Source organism: Longitalea arenae (assembly GCF_016924755.1).
GTDB lineage: Bacteria > Bacteroidota > Bacteroidia > Chitinophagales > Chitinophagaceae > Niastella > Niastella arenae.
The window spans coordinates 223,100-245,288 of sequence record NZ_JAFFJX010000001.1; the positions used below are offsets into that span (position 1 = coordinate 223,100).

The 22,189-nt window shown below is 44.4% G+C and carries 21 protein-coding genes; 10 read left to right on the forward strand and 11 right to left on the reverse strand.

Annotation, left to right across the window (positions count from 1 at the left end; all coding sequences use genetic code 11):
• Positions 1–17 precede the first annotated feature (17 nt).
• Positions 18–425, forward strand: a complete 408-nt coding sequence (locus JT717_RS00970) for a Dabb family protein (RefSeq protein ID WP_205508263.1) — start codon at positions 18–20, stop codon at positions 423–425.
• Positions 426–454: 29 nt separating this feature from the next.
• Entirely contained in the window at positions 455–865 is a 411-nt protein-coding gene (locus tag JT717_RS00975; RefSeq protein ID WP_205508264.1) for a DUF2251 domain-containing protein, read from the forward strand.
• Positions 866–878: 13 nt separating this feature from the next.
• On the opposite strand, the gene JT717_RS00980 is transcribed toward JT717_RS00975, so the two are convergent.
• The 6 genes from JT717_RS00980 to JT717_RS01005 form a co-directional block, all read right to left on the reverse strand.
• Entirely contained in the window at positions 879–1,727 is an 849-nt protein-coding gene (locus JT717_RS00980; protein ID WP_205508265.1) for a polysaccharide deacetylase family protein, read from the reverse strand.
• The gene (locus JT717_RS00985; protein ID WP_205508266.1) at positions 1,693–2,649 is read right to left on the reverse strand and encodes a glycosyltransferase family 2 protein; all 957 of its coding nucleotides are present in this window, start codon (positions 2,647–2,649) and stop codon (positions 1,693–1,695) included. Before JT717_RS00985 ends, JT717_RS00980 begins: the two co-directional genes overlap by 35 nt.
• Before the next feature lie 335 nt (positions 2,650–2,984).
• Positions 2,985–3,704, reverse strand: a complete 720-nt coding sequence (pgl, locus tag JT717_RS00990) for a 6-phosphogluconolactonase (protein WP_205508267.1) — start codon at positions 3,702–3,704, stop codon at positions 2,985–2,987.
• A gap of 108 nt (positions 3,705–3,812) precedes the next feature.
• Positions 3,813–5,342 carry a glucose-6-phosphate dehydrogenase gene (gene zwf, locus JT717_RS00995; protein WP_205508269.1) on the reverse strand — a complete coding sequence of 510 codons (1,530 nt, stop codon included), beginning with the start codon at positions 5,340–5,342 and terminating at the stop codon, positions 3,813–3,815.
• Between the two features lie 86 nt (positions 5,343–5,428).
• Positions 5,429–6,850, reverse strand: coding sequence for an NADP-dependent phosphogluconate dehydrogenase (gene gnd, locus JT717_RS01000; protein WP_205508270.1), 1,422 nt, complete (start codon positions 6,848–6,850; stop codon positions 5,429–5,431).
• A gap of 355 nt (positions 6,851–7,205) precedes the next feature.
• Positions 7,206–7,667: a c-type cytochrome gene (locus JT717_RS01005; protein WP_205508271.1), complete on the reverse strand. Its 462-nt coding sequence runs from the start codon at positions 7,665–7,667 to the stop codon at positions 7,206–7,208.
• Between the two features lie 458 nt (positions 7,668–8,125).
• Between JT717_RS01005 and rbp the strand changes: the two genes are divergently transcribed.
• On the forward strand, positions 8,126–8,431 hold the full coding sequence (rbp, locus tag JT717_RS01010; protein WP_205508272.1) for an RNA-binding regulator: 306 nt from the start codon (positions 8,126–8,128) through the stop codon (positions 8,429–8,431).
• A 110-nt stretch (positions 8,432–8,541) separates the two neighbouring features.
• Here rbp and JT717_RS01015 read toward each other — a convergent pair whose 3' ends face one another.
• Together JT717_RS01015 and JT717_RS01020 are read right to left on the reverse strand one after the other, a co-directional pair.
• A complete protein-coding gene (locus tag JT717_RS01015) occupies positions 8,542–8,997 on the reverse strand; it encodes a sensor histidine kinase (protein ID WP_205508273.1) in 456 nt (151 codons plus the stop codon).
• Between the two features lie 294 nt (positions 8,998–9,291).
• Positions 9,292–10,023, reverse strand: coding sequence for a DUF72 domain-containing protein (locus JT717_RS01020; RefSeq protein WP_205508274.1), 732 nt, complete (start codon positions 10,021–10,023; stop codon positions 9,292–9,294).
• A gap of 236 nt (positions 10,024–10,259) precedes the next feature.
• On the opposite strand from JT717_RS01020, the gene JT717_RS01025 reads away from it, so the two are divergent.
• The 3 genes from JT717_RS01025 to JT717_RS01035 all read left to right on the forward strand — a co-directional run bounded on the left by JT717_RS01025 (position 10,260) and on the right by JT717_RS01035 (position 12,870).
• On the forward strand, positions 10,260–10,628 hold the full coding sequence (locus JT717_RS01025) for a YccF domain-containing protein (RefSeq protein ID WP_205508277.1): 369 nt from the start codon (positions 10,260–10,262) through the stop codon (positions 10,626–10,628).
• Positions 10,629–10,908: 280 nt separating this feature from the next.
• Entirely contained in the window at positions 10,909–12,183 is a 1,275-nt protein-coding gene (locus tag JT717_RS01030) for a M23 family metallopeptidase (protein WP_205508279.1), read from the forward strand.
• 123 nt (positions 12,184–12,306) lie between these two features.
• Complete coding sequence (locus JT717_RS01035) at positions 12,307–12,870, forward strand: porin family protein (protein ID WP_205508280.1); 564 nt, start codon at positions 12,307–12,309, stop codon at positions 12,868–12,870.
• Positions 12,871–12,954: 84 nt separating this feature from the next.
• Here JT717_RS01035 and JT717_RS01040 read toward each other — a convergent pair whose 3' ends face one another.
• Entirely contained in the window at positions 12,955–14,463 is a 1,509-nt protein-coding gene (locus tag JT717_RS01040; RefSeq protein ID WP_205508281.1) for a hypothetical protein, read from the reverse strand.
• A gap of 75 nt (positions 14,464–14,538) precedes the next feature.
• On the reverse strand, positions 14,539–16,689 hold the full coding sequence (locus JT717_RS01045; protein ID WP_205508282.1) for a S9 family peptidase: 2,151 nt from the start codon (positions 16,687–16,689) through the stop codon (positions 14,539–14,541).
• Between the two features lie 166 nt (positions 16,690–16,855).
• Between JT717_RS01045 and JT717_RS01050 the strand changes: the two genes are divergently transcribed.
• On the forward strand, positions 16,856–17,881 hold the full coding sequence (locus JT717_RS01050; RefSeq protein WP_205508283.1) for a 2-oxoacid:ferredoxin oxidoreductase subunit beta: 1,026 nt from the start codon (positions 16,856–16,858) through the stop codon (positions 17,879–17,881).
• A gap of 110 nt (positions 17,882–17,991) precedes the next feature.
• Complete coding sequence (locus tag JT717_RS01055; protein WP_205508284.1) at positions 17,992–19,077, forward strand: acyltransferase family protein; 1,086 nt, start codon at positions 17,992–17,994, stop codon at positions 19,075–19,077.
• Positions 19,078–19,786: 709 nt separating this feature from the next.
• Here the strand turns inward: JT717_RS01055 and JT717_RS01060 are convergent.
• Complete coding sequence (locus JT717_RS01060) at positions 19,787–20,674, reverse strand: cupin-like domain-containing protein (protein ID WP_205508286.1); 888 nt, start codon at positions 20,672–20,674, stop codon at positions 19,787–19,789.
• Positions 20,675–20,841: 167 nt separating this feature from the next.
• Between JT717_RS01060 and JT717_RS01065 the strand changes: the two genes are divergently transcribed.
• Both JT717_RS01065 and JT717_RS01070 read left to right on the forward strand, forming a co-directional pair.
• A complete protein-coding gene (locus tag JT717_RS01065) occupies positions 20,842–21,462 on the forward strand; it encodes an L-threonylcarbamoyladenylate synthase (RefSeq protein ID WP_205508288.1) in 621 nt (206 codons plus the stop codon).
• Positions 21,463–21,574: 112 nt separating this feature from the next.
• A complete protein-coding gene (locus JT717_RS01070) occupies positions 21,575–22,186 on the forward strand; it encodes a GNAT family N-acetyltransferase (RefSeq protein ID WP_205508289.1) in 612 nt (203 codons plus the stop codon).
• Positions 22,187–22,189 lie beyond the last annotated feature (3 nt).

A 22,189-nucleotide genomic window follows, 5' to 3' on the forward strand; every position in this document is an offset into this window, starting at 1 on the left:
TTACCAAAACCAATTATATGTCAACAAGACGTGAATTTATCAGCAATATCGGAAAAGCGATGGTTGCCGGCGGATTGGTTACCTTAGCAGAAAAAGGGGATTCCGCTATGATCGAAAATAAGTTCATACATCACGTTTATTTCTGGTTAAAGAATGCCGGTAGCAAGGAAGATCGCGCCAAACTGATCGAAGGTCTTCAAAAATTATCTAAAGTAAAGACCATTAAGACCTTTCATATTGGCCAACCGGCAGATACCAACCGCGAGGTCATTGACCGTTCCTATGCTATTTCCTGGTTTACCATGTTTGACAATGCAGCTGATCAGCAAAGCTACCAGGTAGATCCTATTCACCTGAAATTTGTTGAAGATTACTCACACTTATGGAGCAAGGTGATCGTATATGACTCTGTAGATGCCAAATGATAATACCTTTTGCTTCTTAATTTTCTTGCATGAACGGATATCTATTGAGGGAGCAGGCCTTTACTGCGGGTGAAGATACATTCGTTGAATGTATGATCGATGAAAGCAATTACGGCGTTGTATTTGAGGACGATACCGATACCGGTTATTTTTATGCCGTCGATGTAGAGCCGGGCACGGGAAAGCTGACCATCCTCGATGCCTTGCATATTTACAATGCAGAAGAAGTGCCTGATGAACAACGGAAGGGAACTATCCGGATCATCTGGTCAAAAGACTGGCAGCGGTGCGCACTCATCATAGACAGCTATTGCCATGCTGTATTTGATTTCAAGAATCATGGTGGCTATAACCGCAATGAATTTCCACCGCCCAATGCTATCTGGACAAAAGGCGAAAGAACGCTGACCAATGAAATGATCACAGCTTTTTTTAGTTGATGGGCCTGCCCCGTTATTTTGTAATCGGCGCTTTCTTATAAGCGTTGGCGGCGTTTCCTGACTGGTTGAGCTGCCGGGAGGCTAATGACTTTGTTTCCGTCACCATTTGCCACATGGTGGTGAAATCGCCCTCTGCTTGCAGGTCTTTAATAAGGCGGTATAAACGTTGTTGTAGTTTTTCGCCTGACCATCTTTTGGCGTAACCCGGTAATTTAAATTCCCAGATGTCGATAAACTCCCAGGGATGAAAATATAAACACAGGTAACCGTCCTTGCGCAGCGATTGAATGGCCAGGTATTTAAAAAAGCTGTAGGGCATATTCTTAAAAGCCAGCCAAAACAACGGTATGCGCATGCGTGGACTTACCGTGGCCGGTATACGCAACATATTCTTATCATAATACACCGTTCTGGGCAGGGAAAGATCATTATATCGACCCGGTATCCAGGTGGGATTTACCGAAGAATCGTAGCTGTAGCCGGCTTCAATAACATGCTCCATCGGCACTTTTTTCAATCGCGGCATTCTTAAGCCGTATACAGGCTGGCCGGTAATACTTTCCAGGGTAAGCCTGCTTTGTAAAAGGTCTTCGGTTTTATAATGGGAATGATAGAAAGTATGAGATGCTACTTCATGTTTGTGCACCAGTTGCTGTATGCTGGCGGGATACCAGCTGGCAAAATTGGCGGTAGTAAAAAAAGTACAGGATACGTCTGCGCCGCTGATCACGGGCATGGTAGCTTCCAGCCCTTTGAAGCCGGTTTCCATTTGTTCTTCCAGGGTGAGGTTTTGACCATACTCCAAAGGCATATCAAATTCCTCAACGTCAAAACTCATCAATATGTATCGCTGACGGCTCATGGATGTTAGATTCTTTTACTATGTAAACAGGTCGGTGTTTGTTTTGCATGAACAGCTTGCCCAGGTAAATACCAATAATGCCCAGGATCATTAGTTGCAGGCCGCCGAAAAATATAATGGTAACTATCACGGAGGTCCAACCGGAGATGGTATAACCGAAGTAATAGCTATACAGCGCATATGGGATATACAGTGTAGACAATGCTGCAAATGTAAAACCAATATAGGTGGCTGCATATAATGGCCTTATACTGAATGAGGTTATACCCTGTAAGGCAAACCGGATCATTTTTTTGGAAGTGTATTTCGAGGCGCCTGATTTACGCTGGTCGGGTTGGTATTCAACCGGCAGTTGCTTAAACCCGGCCCATTTTACGAGCCCTCGGAAGAAGGGTTCAAACTCTTCAAGGCTCTTTAGCACATTTACTACGTTCCGGTTCATTAACCTGAAATCGGCAGTTCCTTTTTCGAGCTGTATATCGCTGAGCCAGTTCAGCACCCGGTAAAAAAGGTTCGAGGTGGCTCTTTTTAAGAAAGGCAGGTTTTTATCTTCCTTACGAACAGTATATACAACATCATATCCTGCTGTCCATTTTTCGAGCAGGAGCGGAATCAAATGAGGTGGGTGTTGCATATCGCCATCCATGGTAATTACACAGTCCCCATCGGCTTTGTCTAACCCCGCCTTGATAGCGGCCTGGTGGCCGAAATTGCGTGAAAATGAAATGTACCGGATATTTTCATCCTGTGCAGCCAGCTTTTTGACCTCGGGCAAGGTATTGTCACTGCTGCCATCATCCACAAAAAGAAGGTTATACCGGTAAGGCAGCTCTGTAAATATGCGCTTAACGGTTTTGGCCATGATGGCTACATTATCCCTTTCATTATGTACCGGAACAATGATAGTTACGAGTTTAGTCATGCTGTCATTGTTTTAAATGGGTAAATAATAGGGAACAGTACATCTGGATCTGTTGAGAACCAATTATTTGAACCAAATAAGCAGTGGTAAACATAAGAAGATGGCAGGGCAATAGCATACCCGGCTTGCAAGATCATAACTGGCAAGCTTTCGTCCCTACACCTGATTTGTGCGTCTGGCTTCGATGTTAACATCTCAATAACTATATATCAAAACGCTCTTTTTGCTTTTTCCCCTATGTATTAAGGCAAAAATATATCCAAATCAGGCAAAAAGAAGCCAAAATATTAAGCTGCCGGTATATTATAAACCGTATTCTGCTGAAAGTTAAATGATTATTGTATCCGGCTGGCGGCGGCTTCATCAACAAACCAGTGTAATTCGCCGCTGGCAGGCTGAATGAGCTGAGAAGGAAACTGGTCTGCGTTTGGGGCTCCTTTTAATACTTCATACAGGGCATTTGCTTTGTTCGCCCCGAAGGTGATGAAGGCTATTTTACGGGCCCTGTTTACAAGCGGGGCTGTTAAAGTGATGCGGTGCATTTGCTGGGCTTCGAGGTAGAATGATTGAACCCAGGCTTGTTTTTCGTGTATGACTGGGGTATGGGGGAACAACGATAAGGTATGCCCATCGTCGCCCATGCCATTCAGCACCAGGTCGAAGCTGGGGCCATCGTCCTTAAAATATTCGTGCAACAGGTCTTCATAGGCTTTTGCCGAACCGGCCGGAGGCAGATCTGTGTTCATAATATGCACCTGCTCGCGTACTACGGGTACCTTGTTCAGCAAATGTTCAAAGGTCATTTTTGCATTGTTGCGGCTATCGGTGAAGGGCACGGCCCGCTCATCGCCCCAGAAAATATGCATTTTGCTCCAGTCGATACGTTCCCTGAAAGGACTGGCCGCCAGTAATTCATACAATTGTTTGGGTGAATTACCACCAGTTACCACCCAGGTGAAACGCTCCCGTTGCTGCAGGGTGCTTTCAATAGTTTGGGTGATCCACTCGGCGAGGGCGGCACTTAGTTCTTGGGGAGACTTGTATATATGGAGCATGTTGAATTCTAAATTCTGGTTCTGATTATTTATTCCAGCTTTCGGTATAAAGGAAATGTTGCCGGTTACCAGTTACCGGTAACCGGCGACTGGTAACTGGTGACTGTTTTATACGCCCGCCTGAACTCCCTGGTGGGCTACCGGTAAAGAGATCCAGTTGCGGCCATCGCGGGCGATGAGTGCTTCTGCATCTTCGGGTCCCCAGCTGTCGGGCGAATAATTTGGAAAATCAACCGGTGTTCTGCTTTCCCAGGCTTCCTGGATGGGCATCACTACTTTCCAGGCGGCTTCTACCTGGTCGCTGCGCATGAACAGGGTAGCGTTGCCTTCCATAACGTCGAGCAACAGGGTTTCATATGCTTCGGGATCATCATCCCCATAAGTGTCTTTATAATTGAAGATCATATCAACCGGGTTCAGGGTCATCGTTTGCCCCGGGCGTTTAGCCTGGAAGCGTAAGCGGATATCCATTTGCGGTTGAATGCTGATGGTAAGCCTGTTGGGCCGCCACGTTAAAGCCGCTTCCGGTGGAAAGGCAAAATTGGGCGCCTGTTTGAACTGGATGGTGATGATGGTTGACTTTTCATGTAAGCGTTTGCCGGTACGCACATAAAAAGGCACATCCTGCCAGCGCCAGTTATCGATGTAGAATTTCACCGCCGCAAAAGTATCCGTAGGTGAATTGGGGTTAATTTTTTCTTCATTGCGATACCCCGGTACTTTTTTCCCCTGCATCCAGCCGTCTGAATACTGACCTCTTACCGCATATTTATGTACTTCTTCTTTAGTGTATTTGCGAATCGCGTTCAATACATCTACTTTTTTATTACGGATCTCATTCGCATCAAACGATACGGGCGCTTCCATAGCGATCATACACAGCAGCTGCAGAATATGGTTCTGCACCATATCGCGTAGGGCGCCGGAACGTTCATAATAATCGCCGCGGTTTTCAAGGCCAACGGTCTCGGCCGCGGTTATTTGAATGTGATCGATGTAATTCCTGTTCCAGATGGGTTCAAACAGGGCATTGGCAAAACGCAGCGCCAGGATGTTTTGAACCGTTTCTTTACCCAGGTAGTGATCGATGCGATAGATCTGCGTTTCATCGAACATTGAAGTGAGCAGCTCATTTAATTCATGAGCGCTCTTGAGGTCATGACCGAATGGCTTTTCAACCACGATGCGGGTGCATTTGGTATCATGACATATATTTAACGGCCCCAGTTTGCTGGCGATCTGCGGCACCAGGTGCGGGGCTACCGACATATAAAAAATAACGTTGGGATGCTCGCCGAATTCCTGTTCTTTTTGTTTTACGATGTCGGCAATTTTTTGATAATCGGCATCATTGCCTACATCCATGGGCAGGTAGGAGATGTGTTTTTGAAATTCCTGCCATTTACCGTTCTGATCGCCTTTGCGGCGGGAGAACTGTTGAATGCCATCTTGCAAATGTTTCCTGAAGCTATCGTCGGTATAGGCCGTTCTGCCGATGCCAACGATGTGGAATTTCTCAGGCATCCAGTTATCGATGAACAGGTTGTATAAAGCGGGAGAAAGTTTACGCTGATTTAAATCGCCACTGCCACCAAAAATGAATAGCAATGAGGCCGGCGGACATTTATGGTTTGTCATATTCTGAATTAAAATAGCTTTTTTACGTTCCTTCAATCTGCCCTTCGGGCGTCATGAATTTCTTAACGCGATCCCAATCTGCACAATTAGATCTTAGCCCACTCGGTATGGAAGCTTCCTTCCTGGTCGATACGTTGGTAAGTGTGCGCGCCAAAATAGTCGCGTTGCGCCTGCAGCAGGTTAATGGGCAGTTGTTTGCTACGATATGAATCAAAATAGCTCAGCGCACTCATTAAAGCTCCGGCTGGTATGCTATGCTGAATAGCCAGCGCAGCTACTGCCCTGATACCGGCGGCTTTGGCCTGTAATATTTTGGCTATCTCAGCATCTAATAACAAATTTGACAACTGAGGGTTCAGTGCAAAGGCGTTTCCAAAAAGCTCGAGCAGTACAGATCGAATGATACAGCCGCCGCGCCAAACACTTACCACCTGCGGCATGGGGATCTGCATATCCAGGTCTGTGCCCGCTTTATGCAGTAATGCCAGGCCCTGCGCGTAGCTGATAATGGTCGCAAATACCAGGGCATCCTGTACCTGTTTGATAAATTGTTCTTTGGGTAACCCTATTAAACCGGTATTGGCAGCAGGATACAGTGCGGAAGCCTGTACCCGTTCTGCTTTTATGGCCGATAAATTACGCATGGTAACTGCCATATCGATGGTAGGAATGGCTACACCCAGGTCCATGGCGTCCTGAGAGGTCCATTTGCCGGTGCCTTTAGCCCCCGCTTTGTCAAGAATCATATCAACGAGGCGGTTGGGCGTTTTATCGTCGGACTGTAAAAATATGTCGGCTGTAATTTCAATGAGAAAGGAGCGCAGTTCGCCTTTGTTCCAGTTATCAAAAATAGCGTGCAGTTCATCATTTGTTAAACCCAGGCCGCGGTGCAGGAGATCATAACACTCGCTGATCAGCTGCATGATGGCATATTCAATACCATTGTGCACCATTTTAACGTAGTGGCCCGCAGCGCCTTTGCCCAGGTGGGCAACGCAGGGAACAGCATCAACCTTGGCGGCAACGGCTTCGAGCATGGGTTGAACATGCGGATAAGCTTCAGGATCGCCTCCGGGCATGATGCTGGGGCCGGTACGGGCGCCCTGTTCACCACCTGAAACGCCGATGCCCATGAAATGAATGCCTTTTTGCTGCAGATAAGCCACCCGTCTTAAGGTATCGGTATAATGACTGTTACCACCGTCGATAATGATATCGCCTTGCTGCACCAGGGGCAAGAGGCTTTCAATGACATCATCAACCGGTTTTCCGGCGGGAACAAGCATCATGATCTTACGGGGAACGGCCAGCTGATTGATCATATCCTGTAAGGAAACAACGCCTTTTACTGTAGTACCCGCGGTGGCGGCTGATTCCAGGGCTGAAGTCTTCTGGTTGTCTTTGTCGAACCCGATCACTTTAAAACCATGGTCGGCCATATTGAGCAGAAAATTCCGGCCCATAACGCCTAAGCCAATCATGCCAAAGTCAAATAGTTGTGCACTCATATCAGATAGATAAGGTTGCAAAAGTAGTCAAATTGCAAATAGGCGGGAGGGGATCGGGAAAAATGAAAATTATCAAATTATTTCAGGGGATCGCAAAGCGCAGGCCGGAAAGGCAAACCTTATAGGAGAAATCATTTGCTTTTATCTAACGTAAACGTTTCCGTAGATCCCTTTATAAAAAGCCGTTAGAGCAGGTATACCCCTGGAAGCCCATATATTATGAGAAATGAGCTTAGGGCTGGAAAAGAATAAGCCCGGTTTGTCTATAGCTTCTATGTATACAAACCGGGCCCGAAAAAGTTGCTAACTGTAAAAGCCGGATGAGATATAAATTACAGCTAAACGATGTTCTGAATTATTTACCGGTTTGCTGCTGCGCAGGAGGCGGCGTCTTCTTTTCTTCTTTCTTTTCTTCTTTGGGCGCCATTGCTTCGGGGTGCGGACTTCCATTATGGCAGGTCATACATCCCACCGGTGGAATAGGGTGTTGATCGTCTTTTTTGTACTTAAAGAATTTCCTGTTAATGCGGTCGGTCATCCGCATCATATCGCGGGTGATGTTTTTCTCTCCTTTTTCATCGCTGGCGAAATCGAGCTTGCGGGCATTCTCTTTCTGCGGAGCGTGACAAAAATTACATTTTACCCCCAGGGAGCGATTGAACTGATGCATTACGCTGTCCAGCTCCTCGTGACTGATATTTTTGGGCAGGATCTTGAGGTTTTTGTAGGAGGGATCGGCGGGGGCGCTGGCTGCAATGCCTAATACTACCAGGGCAACCAATGTGCCGGCAACCGTAAATTTCTTTTTGAAAAACATAGCAGTTGATGTTTTAGCTAGTGAAATGGGGTTAAAGACAGAAATACAAGATACTGGATTCGGTTTAAATGAAAGCACCGGGTTTAAGATCGGAAGTAAAGATCATGAAGTAAGCGTTAAGAAATTCGCGAACTTCTTACTTTCTGCTTCGTGCCCTCTTGCTTCCTGGTACTAATACCAGGCTGTTTGTTCCGGTTCATGGGCTATCTTCATGATCATTTGATGTTTTTGTTCAGTAAAACCTGCGTTAAAATAAATTAACGTAGGCATGAGCCGTTTTAAACATTGTAATTCAGTGTGAATAGAGTATCTTTGTGATCATATTTGAGTGATAATAGCATATGGTAAGTGAACGATATATCTCGCTACGCATTTCTGCTAATAGTTGTTAGTCTTCCTTTACTCCCTGCTTTACCTCAGATCCATTTTAATTTTTTTAACCAATTTTAGTTAGTAGTATGAACATTTACGTGTCTAATTTAAGTTTCAACGTAACAGATGATGATTTGGAAGGCTTTTTTGCTGAATACGGCGAAGTAAGTTCTGCCCGCGTAATTACCGATAAGTTCACTGGCAAAAGCCGTGGATTTGGATTTGTTGAAATGCCTAATGATGAAGCTGCCAGAAAAGCTATTGCTGAGCTGGATGGTGGTAGAGTTGAAGGCAGGGAGATCAAAGTTGCCGAAGCTCGTCCCCGTGAAGAGCGTGGTGGCAACGAAAAGCGTTCTTTTAGCCGCAACAACAGCTACAATAATCGTTATTAATCCTGTTAGGTTAAAATACCGATCCTCCCGATGCATCGGGAGGATTTTTTATTTTATAGAGTGCATTAAATAAGTTGAAACAAATTTTTTCTAAAAACAATAATTCGTTTTTAGCAATAGGTTTGAACCGGTGCAGCCATGGAGAAAGTAAGGGTGGTTCCCTCATTGTGCTGGTTGTAGATGCTGATATTGCCGCCTAGTTGCCGGGCAGCCTGTACCACATGCGAAAACCCATTCGACACAGTACTGTAGAAATAACTGCCATTATTACGAACCCGAATATGCACTCCTTCTTTATTACAAACCGCCTCCACCCGGATGCATACATTTTCTGTACCATTAATGGCACCGCTTAACAGGTTGCCCAGCACATAGGCCAGCAGATCTTCATCGGCCTGAAGTTGGAATGTTTGGTCGACGTCATTAATAATAAAACTCTTTTTACCGGTTACAAGTGGTAAAAGGCCTACCATTAGTTGATCAATCAGGCGGTGAAGAGGAACAGGTTGTGTTACTACGGTTTGAGTGGATGGTATTGGGTGAGGTAATTGTATCAGGCTCTTCATACAAAGGGATTTTAATTACACAAAAAATTGTTCACAGGGTACCATTACATTAAAAATAGTCGTACAGATCGAAAATGTTTCAGAACCTTAACCAAGACTTCGTATAAAAATGCGCAGCAAATTAATGACTAAAAATGTGAAAAAGACAATTGAGGATATCTTCTTGCCAATTTCTTAGCATAAATCAAGTGAACATCCTACATGATTACATGTAGTGCGTTTTTTCCAGTTGAAAATTTATAACACCCGCCTGCTTATAAAGATTAGCGGCAAATAGTTGCAAAACGTATAGCATTATTTTGATGCAAGCGCTTGTACGTAACGCGCATTTTGTATTGCCCAGGTTTGTGCCGTATTATTAAAGTATACGAATGCCTGCTTCACTTGTTTAGCTTTTTTTATAGCCGTGGTCACTTTTTCCAGGAAGCTTTCCTCATAGGCAGAGTAATACAGATCAGGCACGCCATGAAAGCGGTAATAGACAAGATCCGTATTTGTAATTACATCATCAGGTAAGAGCGGGTGACTGATGCTGCAAAAGCAAATGCGATGCTTTGAAAGCACATCATACACCCGGGGCTGCCACCAGCTGGCATGGCGAAACTCAACTACATTAATAAATGAAGCACTGAGGGCCGCTACGATCTTTTGTAACAGGTCTTCTGTAAAGGTCATTTGCGCAGGTAACTGAAATAAAACACAGGCTAATTTTTCCTGCAATCCTTTCTGTGTGGTGTTATAAAAATCGTTCAGCAAAGAAATGCTATCATGGAATTTTTTGTAATGGGTAATGAGGCGCGGCGCTTTAACTGCAAAAGAAAAATGTGAAGGTGTTTTTTGATACCAGTTTTGCAAAAATGAAAATTGAGGGAAGCGGTAAAAAGTTACGTTCAGCTCCAGCGTATTAAAATGCTGGCAATAATAGTCGAGCCATAAACGCTGCGGCATTCCCTTTGGGTAAAATACCTCTTTCCATTCTTTGTAATGGAAACCTGAACAACCGATATGCCACTGAAGGGTAGGCATTTGTTTACATGTTATATTTCCTAATACTTAAATTTTCATACCAGAACTGCCTGTATATGGCAGCCGGCATTCCGCCAACCGCCGTATGACATCAATGCATGAGCCGGATGAACGCAGGCTATGCTTGCCAGTTAAATCTGTCTTTTGAATTTGCAGGCCCATTGCTTATAACCATTCTTTTTTCTTATTTTACAAAACAATCGGCCTGTTCTCAAACATTCAGTACAAACAGCGTTATGAATTTACTTGGTAATATCATCTGGCTTTTACTTGGCGGGCTGGCGGCTGCGCTTGGCTATGTAGTGGGTGGATTTGTATTATGTATTTCTATTGTCGGTTTACCTTGGGGTTTACAATGCTTTAAATTGGCCGGGGTTGTTTTATGGCCCTTTGGCAAAATCATTGTTCCCAAGGAAGGTGGAAGCGGTTGCCTGTCGTTTTTTTGCAATATTATCTGGCTACTCTGTGGTGGATTATATACCTCGCTGGTGCACCTGTTCTTTGCAGCCATTTTATTTATCACTATTATAGGAATTCCCTTTGCGCGCCAACATCTGAAATTGGTAGAACTTTCCCTCTTACCCTTCAGCAGGAATGTGGTGTAATGCCATTGTTAATTCATTTCTAAAAACCGGAAATTGGTCAATAAGAAAGGAACTGCATTCGTTCCTATTGGTTCATGAAACGTTTAAGCAGAGAATTGAACCGTATTTTTACGATTCATGTCAATTGCATGGCTTGATACCGGTGGGGCATATATCATGCTTAATTAGCGATTGTAATTGCCTGACTGTAAAATGAAATAAAAAAGTCATACGTCAAAACAGCGCCGGGCATTGTTTTTGCGCTAAAAAGCCGCTTAACAAAACCGGCATCTAAACATATATGTTTACACACAGGGATTGGGGCATTGCTTTTTCACTTATGGCCATATTAATTGTGGCGGTAATTGTATTGAGCAGTTTGAACCTTTCTTTGCCCGGCGAAAAGGCACCCCAGGCAAAAAAGGATTCTACTGTTATTATTCCCCGCCGGTTCGGACTGGCCCTGGATTCTTTTAATGTAACTGAAAGTGTGATCCAGAAAAATGAGTACCTGGCCTCTATTCTCGAATTATATAATATCGATAAAAGTACCATTGCGAAACTGCAGGAGAAATCGAAATACGTATACGATGTACGTAAAATGAGAGCCGGCTCGCAATACACTGTTTTTTCTACAAAAGATACCTTGAATAAGGTTTGTTATTTCGTATACCAGCCTAACGCCATTGATTATGTTCTATACGACCTGCGCGATTCAGTATCGGTAGTAACCGGTAAACGCCAGGTTACCGCCCGGCTTGAAACAGCTTCGGGTATCATTAATGGATCCTTATATGAAACCTTTCAAAAGTCAGGCACCGATCCCGCACTGGCGATGAAACTGGCCGACATGTACGCTTATACTGTCGATTTCTATGCTATTCATGATGGCGATTACTTTAAAGTATTGTACGAACAGCGCTATATAAAGGATGAACCTGTTGAAACCGGCGCAATACAATCTGCTGTTTTCTCCCACAATGGCGAAAAGTTCTATGCCTTTTATTATCGGCCCGATACAACAGATGCCGGTGACTACTATGATGAAAAGGGAAGAAGCTTGCGCAAATCCTTTTTAAAAGCGCCTATAAAATTCAGCCACATTACTTCCGGATATTCATTGAGACGTTTTCATCCGGTGCAGAAAAGATGGAAGACCCACCTAGGTACTGATTATGCCGCACCGCAAGGAACACCCATTATTGCTACCGGCGATGGAATGGTCATAGAGTCTGACTATACCGGCAACAATGGGAATTACGTAAAGATAAAACACGACGATACCTATATGACCCAATACCTGCATATGAGCAAGCAGGCTGTACGGGCCGGACAAAGCGTGCGCCAGGGCCAGATCATTGGCTATGTGGGCAGCACCGGGCTGGCTACAGGTCCACATGTATGTTATCGTTTCTGGAAGAATGGAAAACAGGTGAATCCACTGCAACAGACATTTCCGCCATCGGTACCATTGCCTGATTCTGTGATGAGCAGGTTCAATGAATATGTATCGAAGCAACAGCAACAATTGAACACCGTCAATATGGGCGTTGTTCAGAATTTGTCAATGAACTGATCCAGATCCATATATCTTCTTTCTTACTTCTAATTTATTGAATTGATTAACAGGTCTGCCAACCTGCAAGCCGTAATCTGGCACAAGCTTTGAAAACCAGTAGGGCAATAAATACCTTCAAACATGAAAAAATATGTTTTAGCCCTTGGTTTTCTCTGTATCATGGCCGCCGGCGTACAGGCCCAAAGAGTTACTCCCGGGATAAAAGGTGGATTGAATATTTCGGATGTATCTGGTATGAATGGTGATAATCGGTTGAGTGGTCATTTCGGCTTCTTAATAAATAGCAAGTTCAATGCCCGGTGGGCTATTCAACCTGAAATACTGTATTCGGGTCAGGGCCAGCAATACATGGTTGGCAATGAAGAATATACCCTGGCGCTGAGTTATATCCAGGTTCCTGTTATGATCCAGTTTTACCCGGTAAGACATTTCTATGTTGAGTTTGGTCCGCAACTAGGGTTTATGTTGTCAGCGAATGCAAAAAATGATGGCGACAAAGTAGAAGTGGACGAGTATTATAAAAAGGTAGAAGCTGGAATCTCGTTTGGCGCCGGTTTCCAGGTAACCAATATGTTGGGCTTTTTTGGCCGCTACAATGCCGGCCTGTCTGACATCACCAAGAATGATAACCGGGATTATTTTAACCGGGTAGGTCAGCTGGGGGTCTATGTGCTGCTTAAGTAATTTGACATACATCAATATGCCGCATTATAAAGTGAGTACTTTCATAATGCGGCATTTTCGTTTTTATATGAACTGAATTTTACGCTATTGCTTCACTGCATGGTTGAACAGGGCGGGCACATCAATGGCCATTGTATTCGCTTCCTGTAATGCCACCTGTTGATTAAAGGAAACTGCATCATCATCGTTGAACATCACCACTTCCGTTTTTTGTGCTATGCTTTTGTCATGGGTGATCTCATAGATCACCTGTTTTACAAAAGGTACAGGCACCCAGTCTTTGAACGTTAAAGGCACACCAAATTCATCGCGGTAATAATGTATGCCATAATGATCCTTGTATAATTTTTCAGGCGGCCGCAGAAAATAAACCTTGTTGATCCCCGGCCTGTAATTTTTTTCGATATAGGTTCTCACCACCTGGTATTCTTTTACAACCGGCTTCAGAAAATTATAGCGGAAATTATAAAAACCAAAACCTGCAAATACGATCATGGCGCCAACCGCAAACGCGTTCTTCCAGCTGCTGTTTTTGATCCATTCAATGATCATATTACTTAGCATTAACATCACTGCCAGGTTCAATGCCAGCATAGACCTGTAAGAAGAGTAATTTTCAACCGTTGCCATCACCGGCAGGTAGATCAACATAAGTAATGCAAATGTGCCAGCGATATAAATGACCTTACTAATGACCGGCTTATTACGATGGGTGAGGAAGGAATACAGTACCCACACTGCTATGGCCAGGATGTAAAATACCTGCGAAATAATGCTGCTCAGATTGAACAGGAAATTAAAGCTGAAGGCCTGTGCGGTAGGCACGCCCACGAAGAATGAGATCTTCTTCAAAATGTTAAAGGTTAAATTGGCCCGCTCGGGTTCATCAATGCCTTCGATCTTCAAATGCAATTTATACAACAGGTAATACACTGCTACAACTACCAGGAAGCCAACAACCCCGCTAATGATAAAGCGGTCGGGTTTTTCAAAGCGCCTGCTGTTGAAATGAAGGAAGAAGGGGATCAGGAACATGCCAATGCCAATCTGGTAAATGAAGAGCGAGATAACCCCTAACAGCAGGATCAGTAATTGCATGGGAATGGGTATGGCCAGGTAGCGTTTGTGTTTTCTCAATTGCGCATAGAACAAATGCCCGCTTAAAAGGCCTGCTATGAATGTCAGGCAAATTTCAAAACAGGTACCGCCCCATCCGTTGGCAATGGCCACCGAAAGGCTGCACGCGATGTATACTGCGCTTATGAGCACCAGCCGGTTATCTATTAAATTGAAGCGCGCCCATTGAATGGCCACCCGTACGTACACATAAAGGGCCAGCGCCCATCCTGCTACAGAAAGGATACGGTATAATCTCACTGCGTCAATGGTATTAATAGAAGTGAATGCTTTATCCATTAACAGCCCGCCGATCACCCGGCCATGGGTGAACCAGATATTGTATGTAGCGCCTTTTTCATTATACCATAATTGGTGAAAATCGTCGAGGTAAGCGTAATTGACCTGGAACAATGGAAAAAATATTACCAGTAATACCAATACCGGTAAGCCATAAAGTACTAGCTTATTATTCACAGTGACATATATTTAATAAAACATGGGGCCTGCCAAACAGCGGGCTTGCATTCGATCCCCGAAAAATAAGGCGTTTTATTTAATCCACCTTTCAAAAAATTCCCAGGTGCGCAACATTTGATCTATGCGCTGCCGGTTGTCGCCGCTGCGGGTAATTTCATGCGATGCATTGGGATGCCGTACATATTCAACCGGGCGGCCTAATACTTTCAGGCTGCGGTACATCATTTCACTTTCTACAAAGCCGGTGCGCCGGTCATTATCGCCGTGAAAGATGATATATGGCGTCTTTATGTTGTGAACATAGGTAATAGGCGATTCCCGTTCGAGATTGGCTTTTGCAGCCGGTTCCCAGGGATAACCGCCAAAATAATTTGGCACCAGCCGCCAGGCATTGCCTTCGCCAAAGAAAGTGTTGAGATCATATACACCGCGTTGCGAACAGGCTGCTTTGAACCGGTGGTCATGGGCGATGATCCAGGCCACCAGGTAACCAGCGTAAGAGCCACCGGTAATGGCCAGTTTTGAAGTATCGGCCCAGCCTTCGGCTACCGTTTTATCTAAAGCCGTTAAAACGTCGCTGGAAGGGCCTTTGCCCCAATCGTTGATATTGGCGCGCAAAAAGCTTTCGCCATAACCGCCGCTGCCACGCGGATTGCAATACACAACGCCATACCCTTTATTGCAGAAGAATTGGTATTCGTGCCACATGCTGCTTTCACCAGGGCCCCACATGGCAGATGGCCCACCATGTATTTCGAGCAACAAAGGATATTTTTTTCCCGGCTGGTAATGGGCCGGTTTCATCACCCAATACTCGATCGTCATTCCCTTATCGTTGGTAAAGGTTTTCTTTTCGGGGAAGGAGAGTTCTTTGCTTCGCACCCAAAAATCATTGAAGTCGCTGATGCGGCGCGCGTTCTTTGCATTGGCATCTGCCAGGTATAATTCAAAAGGATTGGCCACTTCGGTCTTAACAAAAACCAGTTTGTTATTAACCACATCAAAACTGCTGATGCCCGAATTATAATCAGTTAATTGTTCAACCTGTTTGGTCTTTATATTCACCTGGTACAGTGGAAAGCCGCCATTGCTCGGTGCGTTGAAGTAGAGGTATTTTTCATCGGTGCTCCAGGTAAAATTTCCCTTTGTACGGTCGAAGGGTATAATGATCATATCTTTTTCAGTGCCATTCAGCGGCATAATGGCCAGCTTGGGAACCGTAACCCATGATTCTTCAGCGATCTGAAAAGCAAGCCATTTACCGGATGGAGAAATGGCAGGAGCAGAGTAAGCCATATTTTCTTTGCCTAGCAACTTACGCAGACCACTACCATCGGCATTGGCTATATAGAGCTCATTTTCCTGCGAGCGGTTGGGATGTTGTAATGAATCTATATGTGCCGATAAAACAAGTTGTTTGCCGTCGGGCGTAAACTCGGCAGAATTGAAAGAATAGAATCCAGGCGTCACCAGTTTGGGTGTATCGCCGGCGTGCGTACCGGTAACGAAGAAGTGAACAAAGCCGAGCTCGGCATTAATGTTAAGCTCATCCTGGAAATTGAGTTTATTGATGACCCGTGCTTTTTTATCAACCACATTGTTGTTGAGGTAGGCCCTTACTTCCTCCAGGGTGCCATCAGGATTGGCTTTTGCTGTCGCGGGTTTCAACTGTTCATTATTATTGAAGCCTGGTTTCTCAATAGGCCAGTTGGGTATTTTTTTATGGGGATTCAGGATGGAATCTTTTAACAGGTCGGCCAGGGGAATATAAGTAGCAAACAGGAGCTGTTTTCCATCGGGACTCCATTTGGGTGCCGTGGCGCCGTATTTATATTTGGTGAGCTGTATTGCTTCACCCCCATCAAGGGAAAGCAGGAATAGCTGGTTCTTACCGTCTACCGTGCGGCTAAAGGCCAGTTGTTTGCCATCGGGGCTCCAAGCCGGCTGCGATGCATTTTCTTTGCCGGTGGTCATTTGCCGCGGCGCTGTATTACCATCGGTTGGCACCATCCATACCTGGGTAACATATTTATAATCCAATTTACTTTCTCCATCATTTTCAATAGCTGTAACCGTAAAAGCTGCTTTACTGCCGTCGGGTGAAAGGGTAACACTGCCGATGGATCTGATTTTCAGCATATCTGTAACAGTAACAGGCTGTTTGTTTTGTCCTGCCACCCCGAGGGTGATGAACAGGCAAATACAAACCATAAGTCTTTGCATGTTAGGCGGTTTTAGGTGTTGAATGTACGAATTCAGCAAGATATCCGCACCTAAACCGGGCATTGTATGATCAACGGTCAGCGTATTGTCATATTAACAATTCCCGCAATCAATAAAGCTTGTTCCTTGTTGGTTATTCCGATAATTTTGCATTAATTATATAACTATGAGTGAAATAACAGCGCCAGCGCTTACACCAAAAGATTTTGCCACCGACCAGGAGGTACGTTGGTGTCCTGGCTGTGGGGATTATTCCATTTTGGCACAGGTGCAAAAGATCATGCCGGGTTTGGGAATTCCCAAAGAGAACATTGTGATCATTTCTGGTATCGGCTGCAGCAGCCGCTTCCCTTATTATATGAATACCTATGGTATGCACTCGATCCATGGCCGGGCTACCGCCATTGCCAGTGGATTAAAAGCAACCCGTCCCGAATTGAGTGTATGGATCGTTACCGGTGATGGGGATGGTTTGAGTATCGGAGGTAACCATACCATTCACCTCCTGCGCCGCAATTTCGATGTGAATGTGATGTTGTTCAATAACCAGATCTACGGATTAACCAAAGGCCAGTATTCTCCGACTTCGGAAGAAAATAAAGTAACGAAGTCAACGCCATACGGCAGTATCGACCATCCGTTCAATCCCCTGGCATTGGCCATGGGCGCCGATGCAACTTTTATTGCCCGCAGTATGGACCGTGATCCCAAACATTTGCAGGAAGCATTGATCAGAAGCCACAAACATAAAGGCGCTTCTTTTCTCGAGATCTATCAGAACTGTAACATCTTTAACGATGGAGCTTTTGAGGTCTTCACAGAAAAAGCAAGCAAACCGGATAACACCCTTTTCCTGGAACATGGCAAACCGTTGGTCTTTGGCGCCAAACAGGATAAAGGCATCAAGCTCGATGGGTTCAAGCCGGTGATCGTTGACCTGAATGAAGGAGCATCTACCGCTGACCTCTGGGTGCATGATGAAAGGGATTTCTACAAAGCGCAGATCCTGGTCAGGATGTTCGATGATCCACGGGTAGAAGGACATTTGCCACGTCCGTTTGGCGTGTTCTATGAAACCGACCGGGCATGTTATGAAGACGTAATGCAATTGCAGATCGAAGATGTAATGGCGAAGGGTAAAGGAAACCTTGACAAACTGTTAAGGGGCAAAGAAACCTGGACCATTGCTTAGTCAATAACCTGTAATACCAGCGCGATTTACATTCAGTAATGAATAGGATCTTTTCGCGCTGGTTTTTCTTTTTCTGCCGGAAAATAATACCAGTACCCTGACCACCTACTATGAAAGAAACATTACCCTTGCAGCATTCAAGACATAATAAGCAGGATGCTAATATTGAATCTGTTCAGATCATGCGGGGTTTTGCTGCACTGTTGGTAGTATTGTTGCACATTTCTATCAAAGGTGCACAGTATGGGAACGATGCCTTAAAAGGATTTACCATCGGCGAGGCAGGGGTCGACCTGTTCTTTATCATTTCAGGGTATATCATGTGCGTATCAACGATTGGGCGTGAGATGAATTTTGGCCAGTTTATGATGCACAGGGTGAGAAGGATCCTTCCGCTGTACTGGCTTACGACCACTATCGGGCTGATCATTTTTCTTTATAGACCCGAGATCATCAATACTTCGGGCGGTGAAACCAGCATCTGGGCCTCCTATACTTTAATTCCCAACGGCAAAAGGTATCTCAATTCAAACGGGTGGACACTCAGTTATGAGTTTGTTTTTTATATACTGTTTGGCTTGCTTATTCACAGGGGCACGTATAAAGCCATGCAATTATCTTCCGTTTTATTGGTGATCATGGCAGCTGCCGGGCTGCTCTTCGCTTACCCCGGCCATACCTTCCATTTTTTGACCAGCAACCTCTTCCTGGAGTTTGTGTACGGCATGGGCATTTTTTATTTGTTCAATAAAAAGATCATCAGACCCAATACCGCCATGGGCCTGGTCCTTTGTATCCTGGGCGTTTTACTGCTGGTGGCAGAAATGTACTTTCATGTGCCCGGTCAGCAGGAGAGCAGGGCCTGGCTTTGGGGTATTCCCATGCTGATGGTATTTACCGGCTTTTTAAACCTGGAAGGGTTTATTAAAGGAAGTAGATCGCGTATAAAGAAGTTGTTGCTCGAAGCAGGAAATTCATCTTATTCTTTATACCTCTTCCATCCATTTACATTAAGCGGAACCGCCATGTGCCTGAAACGGCTAGGCATTGCGTATAACCCATACCTGTTCGCCTTCATTTTGTTTACCGTTACTGTAACAGCCGGCTACCTGGTATATATTTATATAGAAAGGCCATTGGTGGCAGTTAGTAAGCAGTTTCTTGCAAAAAAATCGCCTTCAAAGCGCGAGGCATAAGCTTTAGAAAGAAAGCTGTGCTTTATGGAAATATGACTGTATCCTCTATGCTAAGTTAGGTGCATAATTTGTAGAGCAGTGGTCTATTAAAAAAAGGAGCCAGCGATGGATATCGCCGGCCTGTGCTTACCTCTGAAACCACAAAAAGAAAGAAGTTAGCAATATATTGATCTATAAATTTTAATGAAGACGGGGTTCAATGGATGATGGACAGCCTGGATATATAGCGAAGGAGATTGCATCAGGCATAAGGTTGATCAACCTCAGATACCCGGGACTATCCCCTTTTTACGAAAAGTGAATGAAATATTGGCTGCTGATACAGGAGTAAAAGCAGTTAGTTTCAGTTATTGGTACAATCTTTTCTTTTGCAGTTTCTGATCACAATTGCGGCAACACGGTAACAGAGATAATTAAAAAGGGTGGCGGACAATATTTAGTACGAACAAATCTATATCCGTACCTAGAAATATAAGTTCAGTATTTATTTGGAAATTGGAGGGTTAACGGAAATTGGATGGTTGGAAAACGGGAGATTGGATTACTTACTGATTGCGCTGCCGGTGAGAATATTAATTCAGCACATAGCGCGGTAAAAATAAAGACAGTTTTGTTAAAAATCAATATTTTTTTTAAAATTTTTTAATGTCTGAGCCACATATCCAATTTCTTAAGTTGGATCAAACCATAATTAAAAAATCCATCCTCCTTATTTGAAGTCGGCTGCTTCCATTTCTTTTTCGGCTGCCTTTAAAAGGCTTGTCTTTTTATATTCATACCACCACTTCGGCGCTGTTTTCTTCATCAGTGTGTCAATATTCCGCATGCCGAACAAATTCCAGGCGCCCTTTAGCTTGCCACCGATGGAAGATTGCAATGCTCTTAAGCTCATGGCAAAGCCGCTATCGAGGTATTCCATATGATGCCAGTAACCGGCAGGCATGAAAAGTGTGTCGCCATGGTTAAGGATCACTTCGTAACCTTTCGCCAGCTTCAATGCGGGGAATTGGGTATAGTCGGGCCGTCCATTCTGGTTATAGTTAGAAAAATCCGCAAGGCTTAACACTTCGAATGGCTTCCTGTATAACTTATGCTGTTCTTCGAATGGGAAGAGTAACACTTTTTTGCGTCCAACGAACTGGGTATGCAGAATGTGCGACATGTCGATATCGAAGTGCATATGGGTAATGCTGGTAGCGCCACCCACAAACAACATGGGATATTTTTTTACAAAGCCTTTCATCAGGTGATCGGGCCAGGTAAAATCCTCGGTCAGCTGCGGGGCATGATCGAATATGTTGAAAAGGAAAATACGCCATCCGGCCGGCCCCTTACTGATCATATCAACGTATTCGCCAAATGTTTTGTAATCATCGGCGGTGTTGATGGGGGTATAGGCATCACTTTTAATGTTGTTGTACAGTCCTACTTTCTTACTACCCACTATTTCCTTAAAATAAGCCCAGTTCCACTTTGTAAACGCCGGCCATTCCCTGGCCAGGTCGGTAATAACTACTGGTTTCAGTGGCAGATAGTAACGCTGCTGAAAATCTTCGGCGCTGATAGAGTCAACGCGGTCAACAGGTTGTAATTGCATGAAATAAGTTTGCGCAAATTTAATATTAAATTCATGTACACTGTATAAAGAAGTTCCTAATACATAAGCGGCTTTAACATTTATATAAATAATGACATGTGTAACCCCGGGCGCATATTTTGCCGTTATGGTTATGTGTCTAACGTTAAAAACTATAATTTGCCGTTATGTTGTTACATCTTCATCCTGAAAATCCACAACCGCGAAACATTTCAACCATCGTAAATGTTTTGTCGAAAGGCGGAATAATTATTTATCCTACTGATACTATATATGGATTGGGCTGTGATATTTTTCAGCATAAGGCCATCGAGCGTATTTGTCGCATTAAAAACATCGACCCGCAAAAAGCGCAACTGTCGTTTGTTTGTTACGATCTGAGTGACCTGAGTCGTTATACAAAAAGCATCAGCACACCCATGTACCGCATGTTAAAACATTATTTGCCGGGTCCGTATACCTTTATTTTACCCGCCAGCAGGGAAGTACCTAAAATTTTGCAAAGCAAAAAAAATACGATCGGTTTACGCATTCCCGATAACCTGGTCGCACGAACTATTGTAAAAGAACTGGGGCATCCGATATTAAGCACTACATTGCCGGGAAACATGGTAGAAGAATATACCGATCCTGAGCTCATGCACGATAATTTTGAAAAGCTGGTAGATGTGGTGGCAGATGGCGGCATTGGAGGTATGGTGCCTTCTACCGTTGTCGATTGTACCGGTGACGAGCCTGTTCTAATTCGGCAGGGAGCGGGTGAATGGGAAAGCAATGTGATAATGTGATAATTTGATAACCAAATACACCACAGGGCGCCGGTAAGCCCGACCTCAGGAATAATCCGAAGCTCAACAACAGTCCCAACCTCAAAAAAATAAAAGAAACGTTTACAATAATATGACTGCTACGAAAAGTGAATATCAGAAATTCTTTCCCGACCATTTTACCCTGGAAACACCGCGGGTGCTGTTGCGTTTGATGACGCCGCAGGACATAGATCTGTTACTGCCGCTCACCAAAGACAAAGAGATATGGAAGTATTTTACCCATGACCTCAGCCAGGAGCAGGAGCTGAGCCGATGGATGCAGCAACTGTTGCGTGAGCGCGAGCAGGAAGTAAGAATGCCCTTTGTTGTTATTGACAAACATTCCAATGAAGTGTGCGGCTGTACCAGCTACCTGAATATTTCCTTTTATGACAAAAGGCTTGAAGTAGGAAGTACCTGGCTCGGCACTTCGTTTATAGGAACCGGCGTGAACCGCCAGGCAAAATTCGCCCTGTTTTCCTTTGCATTTGAAGTGATGAAGATAGAGCGGGTGGAAATAAAGACAGATAACCTGAATGAGCGGTCCAAAGCCGCCTTGTTAAAAGTGGGCATGAAACCTGAAGGCGTTTTACGCAGTCACATGCTGATGCACGACAACCGGCGGCGCGATTCCATTTACTTCAGTATTTTAAGAAATGAGTGGGAAGAAAGAAAATTGCATTTTTTTCCCGAAATGCTCTAGTCA